Here is a 17,039-nt window from a genome sequence, read left to right on the forward strand (position 1 = left end):
CGATCCAGCAGCCGTGGCTGTGCGGTGGGCGACCGCCGGCGCCGCCGCGGGCACATCGGCCGGCACCGGCCCCAGCGCCTGTTGCAGGGCCTGCCGACAGCGCTCCCACGCGGCGGGCACCAGGTGCGCGTAGATGTCGACCGTCATCTTGATCGACGTATGCCCGAGCCACCGGGAGACCTAGTGGACGGGGACCCCGTGCGCCAGCGCGGTGGAAGCGAAGAAGTGGCGCAAGGTATGCGGGGTGTACTTGGGAGTCCCGTCCCGACCGAGGAGGCCGGCCGCCCGCACCGCCCGCCGGAAGTCGGGGCCGTAGGTGGTCGCCGTCGGCATGGTGCCCGCCATCCCTCGGCGCCGGGCGAAGAGCACATCCCGGCAGCCCACCGGGGTGGCGCCCCAGCGCCGTAGGTGCGCGTCGATCTCCTGCTCCAGGAAGGCGGCCAGCGGGACGTCGCGGTACGCGCCGGGGGTGCGGTGTTTGAGGGGGCCGAAGCGGTCCGGGCAGTCGGCGTGGTGCGCTGTGCGGCTCACCTGTTCCCGTACCCGGAGGGCACCGAACCGACGGCACTGGGTGGCGAAGGCGAGGGCCTCGCTGACCCTCAGGCCCGCGCCGGCCTGCAGGTAGACCGACAGCCGGTAGTACGGCTCGATGTGCCGGGCGATGAGGTCGACCTCTTCCCGGGTCGGGATCGCTTCCTCGTCGACCGCGCCGGAGCCGACCCGTGGGAGCTTGGCGCCGTCCACCGGGCTGCGAGGGATGCGCCGTTCGTCTACCGCGGTCTGGAACAGGCTGCGGACCAGCGTCATGCGGTCGTGCACCGTGCTCGCCGAAAGCTTGGTACTGAGCGCGGCGACGAACCGGTCGATGTCCGCCCGCTCCACGCCGGCGAGCGCCTTGCGGCCCAGCTGCGGCAGCCTTGCGGCCCAGCTGCGGCAGGAGGTGGAGACGCAGGAAGCTGTCGTAGTTGCGGTGGGTGTTCTCCCCGACCAGCCGGCGCTCCAGCCAGTCCGCGGCGTATGCGCGGACGGTAACGGCACCGCGCTTGGGATCCAGGAAGAGTCCTTGATCCTTGAGGTGCTCGGCCCGCGCGGCGAACTGCCGGGCCTGGGTCTTCATCGGGAAGCTCACCTCGCGCTGACGGCCCGTCTGTCCCCCCGGCTCCCGGTACCGGACCGTCCACGGGTGTCCGCAGCGCGGCTTCTCACACGGATAGTGCTTGCTGCGCTTGTCGGTCCTGCAACGCTGGAACACCGAGGCCATACGCCTGTATCGGCAGTGGCCGGCTTGGGCTGAACACGGGTCGCATGGAAGGGGCCCCACCTTATCCGTCAACAGCCAGTCCACCGGCACTGCCCCGGTGAGGTCCCCATCGGCATCAGCCTGGGTCATCAGTGCGGTGAAGACACCCTCCCAGGGCTTGTTCTCGACGACGGCGGAAAACGGTGGTTCTGGATCACTTTCCGTGCAGTGCTGACGGACGGTCACGGACCTGCTCTCACTCCGTCCCGCGGGACCTTCCCCTACGCTGCCCCCAGCCCGATTTCACGTGGCCCTGGGGTCGCGTGCCTCGACCGGATCACCAGCGTGGAGCCGCTGATGTCACCCGTGCCTGCCGACCACACCACGTCGGCTACAACAACACGTCCCATGGAGGGACCGTCGAAGGCGCCCCCGCCACTCCCCACGGGACATTCCTGGTCCAGCGATCGCCGCCGCACTGCCATCGCCCGGCTCAGGCTCTCCATCCCCGCCCGCCAGGCTCTCGGTGACCGACAGCTCGGTGAAGGGCGAACGGTGCTCGACTACGGATGCGGGCGCGGTGACGACGTCGCGGCACTGGAACGGCTGGGGTGCGCTGTTAGCGGCTGGGACCCGTACTACCTCAACGACACCCCGACTCGACCCGCCGAGGTGGTGATGCTCACCTATGTCCTCAACGTCGTCGAAGATCCGGGCGAGCGGCGCGAAACGCTGCGCCGAGCCTGGGACCTCGCCCAAGACCTACTCGTCGTCTCGGCGCGTCTGACGTGGGAACGGCGCAAGGTGAAGGGCGAGGAGTTCGGCGACGGAATCCTGACCAGCCGTCGCACCTTCCAGTACCTTTTCGGAGCAGGCGAGCTGCGTGCCTACGTAGCTGAGGTGACGGGCGCTCGGGCAGTTTCAGCGGCGCCCGGTGTGGTCTACGCCTTCAAGGACAATGCAGCGCGGATGCAATACCTGGCGCAGCGGATTGTGCCGGACGCGGACTGGCTAGCATCCGCAGACACCGCCTCGGCGCTCGCCTCAGTCGTCGACTATGTCGAACGGCGCGGACGGCAGCCACGCATCGATGAAGTGCCACGACCGACCGCCGAGCTGCTGGCCCAGTTCACCCCCGGCGAGCTGCAGCGACTCACTCGCGACAGTGCGGACGCGACCAAAGTTTCTGAGGGTGCCAAGCGCTCAACGCTCAATACGCTGCTCTATCTTGCGGTGGAGCTGTTCAACGGCCGTGGACCTTTCTCCAGTCTCCCGCACTCCGTCCAGCTGAACGTGCGGGCATTCTTCGCATCGTACAAAGAGGCGTGCCGGCGGGCTGACAGGCTGCTGCTCAAACTGCGCGACGACGCTTACGTGCGCGGCGCAATGAACGGCTCGGCGACCGGGAAGCTGACACCAACAGCACTGTATGTGCACCGTCGGGCAGTTGACCGCATTCCGGTGGTGCTCCGGCTCTACGAGCACTGCGCGTCGATCGCAGCTGGGCGGCCCGCCTCATGGACGGTGCTGAAGCTCAAGCACAAGGGGCGAGCGGTTTCGTGGCTGGACTATCCGGAGTTCGACACAGACCCGCACCCCCGCATCCACTCCTCCTACACGGTTGACATGCGGACACTGGAGTCATCCCGCATCTTCTACGAGGAGTCGGAGAACCGTCCGCTGCTCCACCGGAAGCATGAGTTCCTGGCCCCGGACGACCCGGCCGGGCCTCGCTACCGGCGACTGACCGAGTCAGAGGTGAATGCCGGGCTGTACGAGCATCCGCATCTGATCGGAACAGAGCGGGGCTGGGAGGCAGAGCTGGTCCGCTGTGGTCGCGAACTGCGCGGCCACCGCCTCGTACGACGCCGCTCAGTCAATAGCTGACAAGAGCAGCATGCCTCATAGACCGGGTTGCATATGGGCCACGGTCTCCGCAAACGCCTCGGCATCGAACTCTGTCACCTGCGACGGGAACCACGACAGCCTCAGCCCGTTCGACGCCCGTTCCTCCGGCAGTCCCATGGCGGTGAGCACATGGCTAGGTGTGTACGACGCACTGGTGCATGCCGAGCCGGTTGCGATGGCGGCCTGGTCCTTGATTCTCACGATCAGCGCCTCGGCGTTCAGCTTGTCGAAGCTGACGTTGAGGATGTGGGGGACGGAGTGCTCGGGGTCGCCGTTGATCGTGTAGCGGGTTTTCTCCAGGGCGGTGAGGAGGCGCTCCCGCAAAGCCAAAGCGTCGCGCTCCCAGCTGTCACGCTTCGCGTGGAAGCTTTGGGCCGCTTCGTACAGCCCCATGATCAGAGGGACGGGAAGCGTGCCTGGACGGAGCTTTCGTTCCTGCCCGCCGCCGTACATGATCGGTTCCAGGGGGACCCTGTTCCAGCCTCGGCGGCGGGTGAGGAGGGCACCGATACCCTTGGGGGCGCCCACCTTGTGGCCAGAGATGCTGATCAGGTCGATAGGGGCGGTGAGGTCTTTGGTCCGCTTGCCGTAGCCCTGGGCGGCGTCGACGTGCAAGAAGGTGGGGGTCTTGATCAGGGCCTTGGCGAGTTCGGCAACGGGCTGGATGACGCCAGTCTCGTTGTTCACGTGCATGAGGGAGACAAGGAGAGTATCCGGGCGGACACGAGCCAGAACCTCGTCGGCGGTGAGCCTGCCGGTGGGGCCCGGTTGGAGGAACTCGACCTCGAAGCCGCGGGCGTCGCGCAGGTGCTCCAGCGGTTCTAGGACCGCTTTGTGTTCGACGGCAGACGTCACGATGTGCTTACGCCCGCTCCCCTCTCCGTAAGCGGCGAGGCCGAGCAACGCGATGTTGTTCGACTCCGTGGCGCCACTGGTGAAGATGATCTCCTCAGTCTGGGCATCCAGAGTGGAAGCGAGGTAGGCGCGGGCTGCGGCGACCGCCTTCTTGGCACGCAGCCCGTATTCATGGGTGCGGCTACCGGCGTTGCCGAACTCCTCCGTCATCCAGTGCAGCACCACCTCGGCGACGTTCGGCTCGACCCGCGTCGTCGCCGCCGCATCTAGATACGCCACCACGGCACTCACTCGTTCCTTCCTGCTTCCCTGCGCCCGACTTCTCGCGCGTACGTCAAGTCGTTAACGTACACGCTCAGAAGGTCGCCATCACCTCGGCTCACCTTCCTTACAAGGACAGCCCGCCCCCTTCGCCGTTTGTTCCCTACCCGTCCCACGAGTACGTCTTCTTCTCGCGTCGCTTACGCAAAGTCCAGAGCCGTGTACGTTTCCCTGATGACGTACGCTACGGTTTGCGGGTGGAGATTGAAGCTGCGCCGCCTGCGCCACGTGTGGCAGCGCCCTGCACCTCGACCGGTTTCGAGTACCGCTTCCCAGCAATCCGAGGCATCCAGGCAGGGCGCGAGTATTACGTCACGATGTGCCCGCTACGCCTGATCCCGATAATCTTCCGGCTGGATGACGAGGACCTCTCCCCTGAGCTGCGCGCCCAGCGAGTCCTCAACAAGGGTCGCCTCCCCGCCCTATCCAAGTATATCTTGGACAATTCGGACGATTACGTCTTCAGTGCGCTCACCGCCTCCGTCGACGGCAACATGCAGTTCGATACCTTCAGCGCCGACGACATCGGCTTCCGCACCGGCCAGCTCCGCATCGCCATGGATGCCCGCTTCCTGATCAACGACGGGCAGCACCGGCGTGCCGCAATCGAGCTTGCCCTGCGCCAGAACTCCGATCTCGGTGAGGAGACCATCGCCGTCGTCTTCTTTCACGACGCCGGTCTCGCGCGCTCTCAACAGATGTTCGCCGACCTCAATCGGCACGCCGTGCGGCCGGCCCGCTCCATCGGCGTTCTGTACGATCATCGTGACGCTGAAGCCCAGGTCGCCCGCACTCTCGCCAGCCGCTCGGTCGTCTTCAACGGTTACGTGGAGATAGAAAAGAGCAACCTTTCTGCCCGCTCCAGGAAGATGTTCACCCTCAGTGCCCTCTATTACGGCACCCAGGCACTGCTACAGGGCTTGGAACTCAAGCCAGACGAAGCCACCGAACTCGCCCAGGCATACTGGGAGACGATCGATGAAGCGCTGCCGGAGTGGAGCATGGTGCGCGAACGGCGGCTCTCGGCTGCCGAGATGCGCCGTGACTTCATCCACAGTCATGGCATCGCCCTGCACGCCCTCGGTCGGGTCGGAAACTCGCTGCTGCGCGACTCGACGGCTGTGAGCCACTGGAAGAACAAGCTTGCACCGCTGAAGAAGGTGAACTGGTCGCGCGCCAACAGTGACTGGGAGGGCCGGGCCATCGTGGGCGGCCGCGTCTCCAAGAGCCATCAGCAAGTCACCCTGACCGTCAACTACCTGCGTCACCACCTCGGCCTGGGCTTGAGCCCTGAAGATCAGCGAGTGGAAGACGCTTACCTGCGAGGCGAGAAATGAGTTCCACCATCCCCATCCCGCTCGGCTTGCCAGCCCAGCGCCGGCGCGCTTTCAACGGCCGCTCTCTGGATGAGGTGACGGCCGAGCTCGCCGGCGAGATCCGCGAGCTGTACACCGCCGACCAGGTCCCGTGGGTGATCGGTTACAGCGGAGGCAAGGACTCGACCGCGGTCCTCCAACTCGTCTGGACAGCTCTGAAGGAGCTACCCGCCGAGCAGCTCACCAAGCAGGTCCATGTGATCTCCACCGACACCCTTGTCGAGAACCCGGTCGTCGCCGCCTGGGTCACCAACTCGCTTGAGACCATGGCGAAGGCCGCCGGTGAGCAGGGTCTGCCGATCGAGCCGCACCGGCTCACACCGGATGTCAAAGACACCTTCTGGGTCAACCTGATCGGCCGCGGCTACCCTGCTCCCCGCCCCAAGTTCCGTTGGTGCACCGAGCGTCTCAAGATCAAGCCATCGAACTCGTTCATCCGCAGCGTCGTTGCCGCCCATGGCGAGGCGATCATGGTGCTGGGTATCCGTAAGACCGAGAGTCAGGCGCGTGCTCGGGCCATGGAGAAGCACGAGAAGCGCCGGGTACGCGATCGCCTCTCCCCCAACGCCAACCTGCCTAACTCGCTCGTCTACAGCCCCGTCGAGGACTGGACCGACGACGACGTCTGGGAGTTCCTCATGCAACGTCCCAACCCCTGGGGCTATAACAACGAGGACCTCCTCAGCATGTACCAAGGGGCCTCCGCTGACGGGGAGTGCCCACTCGTCGTCGACTCCACCACCCCGTCCTGCGGCTCTTCGCGCTTCGGTTGCTGGACGTGCACCCTGGTCGAGCAGGACAAGTCGATGTCCGCGATGATCCAGAACGACGACGAGAAGGAGTGGATGTTCCCGCTCCTCACCCTCCGGAACAAGCTAGACGCGCCCTTCGGCCACTACGAGGAGGGGGATCCGGACCTGCCTGCCGGACGCAAGGCTCCCTTCCCTCGCCCGGACAAGCCGGCCCGTGACTTCCGCCGTATAAACGGCAAGGTCATGCTCTTCAATGACGGCGCTATTCACGGCCCATACAAGCAGGACTACCGCGAGAAGTGGCTGCGCGAGCTGCTGGAAGCACAGACCTGGATCCGTACCAACCCCGACACCCCCGAACACGTCCGTAACATCGCGCTGATCACTCCCGACGAGCTGCATGAGATCCGCCGCATCTGGGTCTTCGACAAGCACGAGGTCGAGGACACCCTGCCGCGCATCTATCAGGAAGCGACCGGCGAGGAGTTCCCCGGCGGCCCGCTGGACGAGCAGCTGGTCATGGGCGCCGACGAGATGCAGATCCTCAAGGAGATCTGTGGTGACGACGAACTGCACTACAGCATGGTCCGCGAGCTGCTCTCAGTCGAACGCAAGTACCGCACCATGACCCGCCGTGCCGGCCTTTTCAAAGCACTGCAGCAGGCCGTCGAGAAGGGCTATTACGAGGACGGCGAGGACGCCGTAGCCTTCGCCAAGCGCAAAAAAGAGACGCGCGTCGACACCGCCCAGCCCCTCACCCAGACCCTCACCTTCGACCAGGAAAACGAACTCGATGCTCCTGCGTAAGATCACCCTCTCCGAGTTCGGGGCCTACCGGGGTGAGCAGTCCCTTGACCTCACGCCGAAGAAGAACAAGCCAATCATCCTCATCGGCGGCCTCAACGGCTGCGGCAAGACCACCCTGCTCGATGCCATCCAGCTCGCCTTGTACGGCCGACGCGCCCGCTGCTCCGGCCGCGGCAACAAGACGTACGAGAGCTACCTACACGAGTCCATCAATCGACAAGCCGACCCCACCCGCGGCGCCTCCGTCACGCTCGACTTCACCATCGCCGTAGAGGGCCGCGAGCACTACTACTCGGTTATCCGCAGCTGGCGCCTATCAGGCAAGTCAGTCAAGGAATTCCTGAACGTCTTCGTCGACGAGCAGTACGGCGAGCTCGCCAAGAGCACTCGCAAGCGACCCGAGCTCAAATTCAGCAAGGTACTCAGCGAGGGGTGGGCCGACCACGTCGAGGATCTGCTGCCGCTGGAGGTCGCCTCCTTGTCGTTCTTCGACGGCGAAAAGATCGAGTCGCTGGCCGACCCCGATCGCGCTGCCTCCTTCATCAAATCAGCCATCCGTTCGCTCCTCGGTATCAGCACCGTCGAACAGCTCCGGACCGACCTGCAGGCTCTACAACGCCGGCAAACGATCTCCAACGAGGAGCAGCACCTGCTCGACGGAGTCCGAGAGCAGGAGCAGGAAAGCAAGCGTGCTGAGCAGGAGAGGAAGCGTGCTCAGCAAGAGCTCGACCGGCTGACCGAGGCGCACGACGAAGCCAAGGAGAAGCTTGAGGATGCCGAGCGGGCGTACAAGGACGAAGGCGGTGCCCTCTTCGAACAGCGCGTCACCCTGGAGAGTGCCCGCAACGCTGCCGCCACCCGCCTCGCTGACACACGCGTTGCGCTCATCGCGAGCGCTGGTGGCTCCCTTCCGCTTCTGATGGCTGACGCTCAGCTCAAGGCCGTCTCCGAGCAAGCCCGCCGCGAGCGTGTGGCCGCCCAGGCACGCGAAGTCCTCGACGTCCTCGTCGAGCGTGACACCTGGCTGCTGGACCGCCTGCCCGAACAGGCCCGCGAGGGTGCACTCAAGGCCATGGAAGCTGACAGGGCCGAACGCGCCGCCGCCGCCGATCTCGACGTCGACCTGCATCTTCCTGCCAACATGTTGTCTCAGCTGGAGGCGCTCACCCAGACTTTGGACGCAGAGCGCAATCAAGCCCACAAGCTGCTCGCCGAAGCCGAAGCCGCGACCGAAGAGCTCGCGCAGCTGGACCGCCAGCTAGCAGGCGTCCCCGAAAAGGACGAGGTGCACGAACTACTGGAAGATCGTGCCGAGCACATGCGCACCGTCGCCGTCGCGGCGGATGCCGTCGACCGGGCCCTCCAGCGCGTTGAAGAGGCCAAGCGGCACGAGTCCAACGTCAATACCGCATTGGACCGCGCCCACAAGGACTACATCCGGACCAAGGTCAAGGAGGAGGAGGTCAACCGCATCAATCGCTTCTCGGAGAAGGCCCGCGAGACCCTCGGACACTTCTCCACTGCTCTGCTACAGCGGCACATCAGCCGCCTCGAAGTCGCGATGCTGCAAAGTCTCCAAAGCCTGATGCGCAAGCAGGGACTGGTGAAGGACATCCGCATCGACACGGACAACTTCACCCTCACGCTCTCCGATACCGAGGGGGAGGAGATCAACCCCGGGCGACTCAGCGCCGGTGAGCGCCAGCTGCTTGCCGTCTCCCTGCTGTGGGGCCTGATGAAGGTTGCCGGCAACAGGCTCCCCAGCGTCATCGACACCCCGCTCGGCCGTCTCGACAGCCGCCACCGCGAGCACCTCGTCGACCGCTACTTCCCTCACGCCAGCGGCCAGGTTCTGCTCCTCTCTACCGACGAGGAGATCGACGAGCACCTCCTGGGCCGCCTCAACAAGGCAGTGGCCCAGACCTATACCCTCACGCACGACGACATCGAGCTCACCACCAAGGTCGTCAAGGGATACTTGTGGAACGCAGGAGCCAGCAATGTCGCTTGAGCACGTACGCCTTTCCCAGCCGGCCAAGGACCGCCTCATCCGTCTCAAGCGCACCACCGGAATTGGTCAGTGGAACGTCCTGTGCCGCTGGGCCCTTATCCTCTCCCTGAAGGATCCCTCGACCCCGCTTATTCGTGACATCGTCACTGATTCCAATGTCGTGATGGACTGGAAGACCTTTGCCGGCACCACCCACGGCGACATCTACCTTGCGCTCCTCAAGCAGCGCTGCGTCGAGGACGGCGAGGCCCCGACCGAAGAGAACGTCGCAAAGACTCTTACGGTGCATCTGCACCGTGGCATCGGATACCTGGGCGGGCAGAAGCAGCTGACGACGATTGAGGGACTGATCGGGTCGGTCGCGGCCTGAACTAAGCCAATAGGAACGCGAGTTCGGGTGACGTACTGCTGGACAGCAATCAGCGATATGTCACCCGAATGCGTATCTCCGCAGCTAGACTGCCCCGCATGGCATCGGGTCACGGCAGCACCACGCTCCAGCTCAACCTCGTCGGCATTGGCGAGATCCTCCGCAACGACCGGCTGGTCGTCCCCCAGTTCCAGCGCGCGTACTGCTGGAAGGTGGACCGGGAGGTCAAGGCTTACTGGACCGACATGGACCGGGCCATCCGGATCGGGACGGACGAGGAATACTTCTTCGGGACGATCGTCCTGACTCAGGACGGACCGGAAGACCGCAAGAAGATCATCGACGGACAGCAGCGGCTCGTCACATCCTCACTCCTGATTGCCGCAATCCGCGACGCGCTGCACCAGCTGGGTCACATCCGTGCGCACCTCATCGGCGACGAGTTCCTCGCGAGCCAAGCCTGGGACGCCGAGGGAACGGAACCGCACCTCAAGCTCAACGAGGATGACAATCCCCCTTTCCATGGAATCGTCACCCGCAGCACGCTGCCAGTCCACCCCGCCAAGCGCACAGACTCTGACATCATCAGGGCGTACTGCTTCTTCCGTGAGGAGCTCGACAAGCTCACGGAGCGGTACGGCGCGGAAGCCACACATGAACTGCTCAAATGGGTCAAGTACCTCCAGCAACGTGCACAGCTCGCCGTCGTGGAGACCCCCTCCGAGGCCGATGCATATGTCATCTTCGAAACGCTCAACAACCGTGGCGCCGACCTGACCACCGCCGACCTTCTGAAGAATCATCTCTTCGGTGCGGCTAAGCTGCACCTCGACTCCGTGCGTAACAACTGGCACAAGGCAATCGGCGCCCTGTCCCTTACGGCCGCGAACGAGAAGTTCACGAAATTCCTGCGGCACTATTGGAGTTCGCGAGTCGGCAAAGTCACCGAACGGGACCTGTACGCGAAGATGCGTGAGCGGGTAGTGCAGAGCCAGGACGCCCTGACGTTTTCGGAGGAGCTTCTGTCGGGCGCGCGCATCTACGCCGCACTCTCCGACCCCAGTCACGAAATCTGGAACGAAAAGTGTTCGAGCCGGCGTCCGGCTCTTGACACACTCGTCCTGTTCAACTTGGTCCCAAATAAGATCCTGCTACTCGCGGCCGTCGAGCACTTTCCGCCGGTTCAGATCGAGAAGCTGCTCAAGGCCATGGTCAACTGGTCCGTGCGCGGCATGGTCATGAGCGCAATGAATCGGGGGCGCTACGAGGACCTGTACTCGCAGATCGCCATGGGAATTCGCCAGGGCGCGATCACGAACGCCACTCAGGTCCGGGAACGGCTCAACGACCTCATCCCGTCCGATAGTGACTTCAAGGCGCAGTTCACTCTGGCCACTCTGCTCGGACGGGGGGACGCCAGCAAGATTGCTCGCTACTACTTGAGCGCCCTGGAGAAGACCTGCAAGAAGGAGGGGCAACCGGAGTTCGTCCCCAACGACAATCCGAACGAAGTGAACCTAGAGCACGTCTTCCCGCAGAACGCAGTGGCCGAGGACTGGTCTGAGTTCATCGCCGCAAGCGGCAACCGTGAAGACGCCGATAGCTGGGTTTATCGCCTCGGCAACATGGTCCTGCTGCCCTCCGGCTCCAACTCGCGCCTCGGCAACAAGCCGTTCAAGGACAAGGCTGAAATCTTCCAACAATCGAAGCTCGCCCTGACTCGGGAGGTCGGCGGGTGTGCTACCTGGACCCCCGCGGCGATCCAGGCCCGACAGGAACGCCTGGCGGCCCTGGCTGTACGAACCTGGCCACGATAAAGGGAAGCATTGATGGGCGATGTGTTCCATCGCCGGCAAAAGCAGGATTTCATCCAGCAAAGAAGACTGCCTGCCCCGTTAGTGAGGGGCAGGCAGTACTTGACAGCGCCCCAGGATTGCAGAAACTACTTCAACCTGCACGGCCTTTGGAAGCACATACGTCTTCCCATACGTGATCTACAGAACTAATTGACGCATTAGATGCCAGCAGCTCTGACTCTATGAGATGACGACACAAGAGGGCTAGAGACTAGCTGCACCACCAAAACGGCGTCCTTAGGTTCCGATCCCCCACCTTCGCCTCCGCCAGCTCCGAGCTTTACCGCACCAGTGCCGCGCGAGCGGCGGCGTCTCTACACCTAGGCTCAACGATAAATCCAGGGATAGGCGACAACCTTGCCGCACAAGGACCGGATGCGAGATTACCACAGTGCGGCGCGCCCCTTACTTGGGTCTGCCTAGTTGCTTGGGGATACCCAACTTCCTCAAGGGCGCAGCAACGACGGCATGCCTGTTCGAATCAAGGCGAATAAATAAATGAAAGAAAGACGTTGATCGCTGAATGCAACATTCCACTTTTCATGAAGAGTTCAGCTTGACATCTGCTTGATTCACGGGCAACGATTCTCCTCGTCCGCAGCAGCAATCGACGAGCACCACCGTCAAAGTGGCAGATCTCGCCATGGGACTGACGGAATTTTCGCCCCATTCTCAAAATTGCCAGATAAGGCGCGAAGATCAGCATTCGGTGACTGAAGCTACCCCTCGGTTGAAATGTCCTGGTGGAGCATCTGAGACTTCACGGAAAAAGACGTCAGGACGGGCAACTCTCATTTCTGCGTGAGATCCGCTCTACCGAAATGCGTACGTCTGCTCGCCGAAGCCTTCCTCCCGCCTTCCATCCGACCAACCAGACCCATTTGGATCCCTGCTTCTTGCCCATCCGTTCCATTACGCGGAGCTTGTTCTTTCCTGCGGCATGCAGTGGTTCATCACGAAAAAGAAAAGCGGAGGAAAAGTGTCTCCCCAGCGTCTTCCCTTATTTTTGGCCGGCCAGGCGCTTGCCTCGTTTCGGGACTCTGGCTACAGCCTGTCCGCAGCGATCAGCGAAGTGGTCGACAACTCTCTTGAAGCTACAGCTCGGAACATCCTCGTTCGCATGGACGAGGAGCCAGCTGAGGGTAGGCATGGTAAGAACCGTGTCTGGCGCATCAGTTTCGCAGACGATGGCAGCGGCATGGATGACGGTGCGCTGCACCGCTACCCCCAGGTCGGCCACTCCAGCCGCTACATGCGCACCGACACCATCGGCAAATACGGAGTCGGAGCCAAGCTCTCCGCGCTGAACTACGGAAGGCGTATCGACGTCTGGTCCCGCACCAGCAGCGCCTCGGACTGGAGACACGTATGGTTCGACCTCGACGATGCGCTGGCAGAGGAGGAACTGGCCAACGGCCAATCCGCAGGCATTGATCCTCCGACCAGCAAGCCCGTCCCCGATGACTTGCGCGACCTCCTACCGGACGACGCCGGGACCCTCGTGGTGTGGTCCAAGATCGACCGCCTGGAGGACGGACGCCACTCCGAAGACTTCAAGTCTTTGGTCGGCGAGGTCAAGAAGGAGCTGTCCCGTACCTTCCGCTACTTCATCGATGATGGTCAGCGCATCGAAGTCAACGGTGAACAGCTGCTGGCGCACGACCCACTCTTCCTCCTGTCCGGTACGTGGGCAGAGTCGGTCCTGGATGGGTACTCCAAGTCCGAGAGTAGCCAGGACATGGGTAGCGCCTTCACCGAGGAGAACCGTGATGCCGTGCTGATCGCAGACGAGCCGCTCCCGGTGGGCACGCACACGGCGCAGCTGCGGGTAACCCTGTACCCGCCGGCCGCTACCCGCAGCCGACAGATGGGCGGCGACGACGTCGCACGGAGGATGCGCATCCCAGACAACGAGGGGCGCATCAGCTTCGTTCGGCGACGGCGGGAGATCAGTTACACCAACGTGCCCCGCATCTTCGGTCGCCGTGTTGCGGAGCCTGACCGGTTCATCGGCATCGAGGTGGCCTTCGGCCCGGAGCTGGACGCCTATTTCGGCGTGCGCCACGTAAAGCGTGGGGCGGAGCCACACGCCGAGCTTCGGGATCAACTTCGCAAAGAGCTCAAGAAGCCTCTCAAGACGGCAAGAAAGATTCTCGCGGAACGGTGGCAGGAAGCCGACCGGGATGGCCGGAAGCACCTTGGTGAGCACCGCGACGTCAGCGATGTCGCGTCCCGGAAGGCCAGTGAGTTGCCCGCGCTACCGGTCGCGCCGCGTGTGGTCACGGACCCGGTCCAGGCATTCGAGGACCTGGCCAGGGACGTCCTGGGGCCCGCAGCACAGGCGGAGGAGAAGGCCGAGTTCATCGCGCGGGAGCGCAACCGGCCTTTCATCCTCAAAACGGTCGACGTGCCTGGCCAGGAGTTCATCGACATCACGCATCTGGCCGGCCAGCAGATCGTCCGGCTGAACGCGCGGCACCGCTTCTACCAGGACACGTGGGTCCCGCTCACCGAACTGGTCGACGCGAAGCCGGGCACCCTTGGCGCCGAGGAGATCCGTCGGAGAGCCCACCGGGTGCTGGACGCCCTCAGTCTGATGCTCCTGGCGTACGCAAGGGCCGAGGCTATGGACCCCAGCTCAGACGCGCGCTATGGGCAGCTCCGCGGCTACTGGGGCATGTTCCTCCACACGCTGATGAGCACAGGCAAGGATGAGAAGTAGACGCACAACAGGCAGGGGTGGCGCAGGAAAGTCCTCGGCCGGCACCACCCCTTTCCTTACCGTCACCAGTTCAGAGAAGCACTCGTCAACAGGTGACCGATGTCGTCCTCTCCGGTCTCCTGCGGCGCTTGGAGGGCCTCGATAATGAGGGCAGCGACGATCGCATCGAGGTCCTCGTTGGGCTGGCGGTTGATTTCGGCCTGAAGGTAGCCGAGGCCGCCATTGGCGTACTCCTCGAAGATGAGGATGCGGTCAGGTAGCCGGTCGTCGGCAAGAATCTTGGGGTCGTTCTCTTCCTCAACGGCCGCGAGCATGTCGAGCAGGACATCGCCGTAGAGTCGGCCTTCCATGAGGGCCAGGCGGATCGGTTCGTCGTGCTGCTCGAAGGGCTCGCGGCGGCCCTTGCGGCGTCCGAGCACAGCGGCGAACATCATCGCCTCTACCAGGGTTCCGAACGGGCCGGTCTTCTTCTCAGTGAGCTCGACGAGAAGCTTCTCGTGGGTGCTGGGGCGGCGGAAGCGGTCCACAGCGGCCATCAGACGGTCACCTTCTCGAGGACGGTGTGCTCGAAGTCGCCATGGGAGACATACGGCACGGCACGGTTGTTGATCTCAATAGTCTCTTCCTCGGCCGACTTGTTCGGAGTGAAGGAGCGCAGCACATACATGCGGCTGGCGGCGCGCTGAAGGTTCTCCATGACCTTGCCGCGCGCCTGTGACTGCGACAGCAACGTTATGATCTGAGGCGTCAGAGCAGGCAGAGCCTTTGAGATCTCTTCCTGGTAGGTGAGGTCGAGGCTGCCGAAGGGGGCGTCCATGACGACGGGGTAAATGCCGCCACCATTGCCTTCGAGCGTACTTTCGTCAGCGCGGTTCTTTCGGTCGTTGATGTTCTTGGCGACCTCGGAGACGGCCCCGACGAAGCTGAGGCCGAGGATCTGGTTCTCGCCAGTGGAGCGGATCGCAACCCCGCTTGGCGAATGCAGTTCAAGCTCGAAGGAGTCGTTCAGCTCAGGTGTGTAGGTCTTGATGAAGATGCGGGAGAAGACTTCCTTGACCTTCTTGTCCAGCTGGTCCCGGACCTCTTCCGTCTTGATTGCCAGAATCTCGACAAGAGCGTCACGGACCTCGTTGACCAAGTTCACCTGACTCTGGATCTTGCGGGACTCCTCGTCCTTCGCCTCCGCTGACTTGTACTGGCGAGCTACGACCTCCAAGTCCTGCTTGATCGCAGCAATCCGGTTCTCGGCCTCCCGGTGCGCCACTCGGGCCTCGGTCTCCTTCTCTCCAAACTCCTTACGGCGGTCGACCAGGCGCTTCACATCCTGGACGTTCACACCTTCCAGCTGCCGGTCGACCTCGGTGCGCTCAGCCTCCAGCTGGCTGATGGCTGCGTCCGACTGCTGGATGTCCGCGGCGTTGGAAGTCAGCTGGTCCAGTAGCTCCTGTCGTTTGTCGCGCAAATTGTGCATCTGGCCGTTGACGAAAAGCCAGCGGGACTCGACATCCGCGAGGCCGGCGTTATACCGGCGTCGACTGAGCTCCTCGTACTCGGGGGTACCCTCCGCGACCGGACGACCGCACATGCACAAGCGGTCCTCCAAGAGCTCCTCAATGAAGCTGCGCTGAATGCCAGCCGGGAGTTGGCGCCGCTCCCGCATCCGATCGGCAAGCTCGATCACCTTGTCATCGAGTCCGGCGGTAAAGGCCAGGAATCCATGCTTGGACAGCAGCTCGCGCTTGCGGCCCTTGAGATCCGCGAGCTTCTCCCTTTCCTGACCGATGCGGCGAGTCAGGCGCTCGCGCTGCTTTTGCAGTGGCTCCGCCTGCTCATTCTGGCGCAGGGCTCGACCGATGGCCTCGATCTCACGCCGGAAGGAGACGATGCCTGCAGAGAGGCGCAGCATCTCTTCCACTTCGGCTCGCTGCCGCGTCTCCAACTCCTCCATACGGTCTGTGAGCTGCTTCAGACGGCTGTCACCCTTGGCATCAATCTCGCGGGCGAGCTTGCGGGCGGCCTTGGGAAGGTCCTGAATGGCACGCTCAATGGCCTCCAGATTAAGGAGGGTCTTGATCGCCTTCTTCACCTCTTCGTTGTTCTCATCTCCCGAGAACATTTTCTCCATGCGCTCGCCATTGAAAAAGAAGAACCGGCGAAGTCCTTGGGGAAGGATTTTCTCGATCCGGTCCTGTCCGTTGGCGACCGTTCGTGCCTCTCCGTCCGGGCCTATCTCGGTAACGGTGAGAGCGGGAACCACAGCCTGCTGGTCGTCCGACTGCTTGGTTAGGGTGACATCGCGCGAGGCGGAAAAGCGAGTCCCCTCGTGTTCAAAGTCGAGGCGTACTGATGCGGAGACCGGCTCGCCGAACGGCGTGTCGGCCCATTTCTTGTCGTGGATGACACGCTGCTGCTGCTCGACATCGACCGAGAAGGTGCCGTACAGCGCCCAGGCGAAGGCATTGAGCAGGGTGGTCTTACCCGCGCCATTGTTCCCGAAGATGAGCACGGCGGGCTTGTCTGCATCGACAGAGAGATCAAGGGCCTGCTCGCCGTAGAAAGCGCGAAAGTTCTTCAGGGTGAGCTTGAGCAGCTTCACTTGATGAGCCCCCTTGCGGCGTCCACGATGCCCGGGACAACCTTCGTCGAGTTCCGGATGTGGATGTTCTCGTTCTCCAGGTCAATGACCTTCTGAACAAGGGCTCGGGCAGCGGGCGACAGCTCGCTCAGCACGTCGCGCACCGTCCTTGTCGGGGGCTGGTCGACGGCTTCGTCACTCACGGGTGTGCTCCTATGTCGATGCGGAGGGGCTGGATAAGCATGG

At 63.4% G+C, this 17,039-nt stretch carries 13 protein-coding genes; 7 read left to right on the forward strand and 6 right to left on the reverse strand.

Annotation, left to right across the window (positions count from 1 at the left end):
* Positions 1 to 180: 180 nt before the first annotated feature.
* Positions 181 to 882 (reverse strand): tyrosine-type recombinase/integrase, encoded by a 702-nt coding sequence (locus STRNI_RS15560; RefSeq protein ID WP_277411408.1) that lies wholly within the window; start codon positions 880 to 882, stop codon positions 181 to 183.
* Between the two features lie 766 nt (positions 883 to 1,648).
* On the opposite strand from STRNI_RS15560, the gene STRNI_RS15565 reads away from it, so the two are divergent.
* Positions 1,649 to 3,127: a DNA phosphorothioation-associated putative methyltransferase gene (locus STRNI_RS15565; protein ID WP_277411409.1), complete on the forward strand. Its 1,479-nt coding sequence runs from the start codon at positions 1,649 to 1,651 to the stop codon at positions 3,125 to 3,127.
* A 15-nt stretch (positions 3,128 to 3,142) separates the two neighbouring features.
* Here STRNI_RS15565 and dndA read toward each other — a convergent pair whose 3' ends face one another.
* Positions 3,143 to 4,294 carry a cysteine desulfurase DndA gene (dndA, locus tag STRNI_RS15570; protein WP_277411410.1) on the reverse strand — a complete coding sequence of 384 codons (1,152 nt, stop codon included), beginning with the start codon at positions 4,292 to 4,294 and terminating at the stop codon, positions 3,143 to 3,145.
* 227 nt (positions 4,295 to 4,521) lie between these two features.
* Here dndA and dndB point away from each other — a divergent pair, with 227 nt between their 5' ends.
* From dndB to STRNI_RS15595, 5 genes are all read left to right on the forward strand, one after another.
* Positions 4,522 to 5,661, forward strand: a complete 1,140-nt coding sequence (dndB, locus tag STRNI_RS15575) for a DNA sulfur modification protein DndB (RefSeq protein ID WP_277411411.1) — start codon at positions 4,522 to 4,524, stop codon at positions 5,659 to 5,661.
* Positions 5,658 to 7,259, forward strand: coding sequence for a DNA phosphorothioation system sulfurtransferase DndC (gene dndC / locus STRNI_RS15580; protein ID WP_277411412.1), 1,602 nt, complete (start codon positions 5,658 to 5,660; stop codon positions 7,257 to 7,259). Before dndB ends, dndC begins: the two co-directional genes overlap by 4 nt.
* Positions 7,246 to 9,270, forward strand: a complete 2,025-nt coding sequence (gene dndD, locus STRNI_RS15585; RefSeq protein WP_277411413.1) for a DNA sulfur modification protein DndD — start codon at positions 7,246 to 7,248, stop codon at positions 9,268 to 9,270. Before dndC ends, dndD begins: the two co-directional genes overlap by 14 nt.
* Complete coding sequence (gene dndE / locus STRNI_RS15590) at positions 9,260 to 9,640, forward strand: DNA sulfur modification protein DndE (RefSeq protein WP_277411414.1); 381 nt, start codon at positions 9,260 to 9,262, stop codon at positions 9,638 to 9,640. The genes dndD and dndE overlap by 11 nt, the downstream gene beginning before the upstream one ends.
* Before the next feature lie 98 nt (positions 9,641 to 9,738).
* Positions 9,739 to 11,457: a DUF262 domain-containing protein gene (locus STRNI_RS15595; protein WP_277411415.1), complete on the forward strand. Its 1,719-nt coding sequence runs from the start codon at positions 9,739 to 9,741 to the stop codon at positions 11,455 to 11,457.
* 520 nt (positions 11,458 to 11,977) lie between these two features.
* Here STRNI_RS15595 and STRNI_RS15600 read toward each other — a convergent pair.
* The gene (locus tag STRNI_RS15600) at positions 11,978 to 12,202 is read right to left on the reverse strand and encodes a hypothetical protein (protein ID WP_277411416.1); all 225 of its coding nucleotides are present in this window, start codon (positions 12,200 to 12,202) and stop codon (positions 11,978 to 11,980) included.
* A gap of 234 nt (positions 12,203 to 12,436) precedes the next feature.
* Here STRNI_RS15600 and STRNI_RS15605 point away from each other — a divergent pair, with 234 nt between their 5' ends.
* A complete protein-coding gene (locus STRNI_RS15605; RefSeq protein ID WP_277411417.1) occupies positions 12,437 to 14,218 on the forward strand; it encodes an ATP-binding protein in 1,782 nt (593 codons plus the stop codon).
* Positions 14,219 to 14,280: 62 nt separating this feature from the next.
* On the opposite strand, the gene STRNI_RS15610 is transcribed toward STRNI_RS15605, so the two are convergent.
* Genes STRNI_RS15610 through STRNI_RS15620 form a run of 3 tightly spaced genes read right to left on the reverse strand, consistent with a single transcriptional unit; the run spans position 14,281 to position 16,996 of the window.
* Entirely contained in the window at positions 14,281 to 14,754 is a 474-nt protein-coding gene (locus tag STRNI_RS15610; RefSeq protein WP_277411418.1) for a DNA phosphorothioation-associated protein 4, read from the reverse strand.
* A complete protein-coding gene (locus STRNI_RS15615) occupies positions 14,754 to 16,814 on the reverse strand; it encodes an AAA family ATPase (protein ID WP_277411419.1) in 2,061 nt (686 codons plus the stop codon). Before STRNI_RS15615 ends, STRNI_RS15610 begins: the two co-directional genes overlap by 1 nt.
* Positions 16,811 to 16,996, reverse strand: coding sequence for a hypothetical protein (locus STRNI_RS15620; RefSeq protein WP_277411420.1), 186 nt, complete (start codon positions 16,994 to 16,996; stop codon positions 16,811 to 16,813). Before STRNI_RS15620 ends, STRNI_RS15615 begins: the two co-directional genes overlap by 4 nt.
* Between the last annotated feature and the right edge of the window lie 43 nt (positions 16,997 to 17,039).

This window comes from Streptomyces nigrescens, from assembly GCF_027626975.1.
In the GTDB taxonomy this organism is placed as follows: Bacteria; Actinomycetota; Actinomycetes; order Streptomycetales; family Streptomycetaceae; genus Streptomyces; species Streptomyces nigrescens.

What these genes read in the sequence shown, in the direction of transcription:
- STRNI_RS15565 (WP_277411409.1), top strand. Translation starts at nt 1,649, where the DNA reads ATGGAGGGACCGTCGAAGGCGCCCCCGCCACTCCCCACGGGACATTCC.
- dndC (WP_277411412.1), top strand. Translation starts at nt 5,658, where the DNA reads ATGAGTTCCACCATCCCCATCCCGCTCGGCTTGCCAGCCCAGCGCCGG.
- dndD (WP_277411413.1), top strand. Translation starts at nt 7,246, where the DNA reads ATGCTCCTGCGTAAGATCACCCTCTCCGAGTTCGGGGCCTACCGGGGT.
- dndE (WP_277411414.1), top strand. Translation starts at nt 9,260, where the DNA reads ATGTCGCTTGAGCACGTACGCCTTTCCCAGCCGGCCAAGGACCGCCTC.
- STRNI_RS15595 (WP_277411415.1), top strand. Translation starts at nt 9,739, where the DNA reads ATGGCATCGGGTCACGGCAGCACCACGCTCCAGCTCAACCTCGTCGGC.
- STRNI_RS15600 (WP_277411416.1), bottom strand. Translation starts at nt 12,202, where the DNA reads ATGCTGATCTTCGCGCCTTATCTGGCAATTTTGAGAATGGGGCGAAAA.
- STRNI_RS15605 (WP_277411417.1), top strand. Translation starts at nt 12,437, where the DNA reads ATGCAGTGGTTCATCACGAAAAAGAAAAGCGGAGGAAAAGTGTCTCCC.
- STRNI_RS15610 (WP_277411418.1), bottom strand. Translation starts at nt 14,754, where the DNA reads ATGGCCGCTGTGGACCGCTTCCGCCGCCCCAGCACCCACGAGAAGCTT.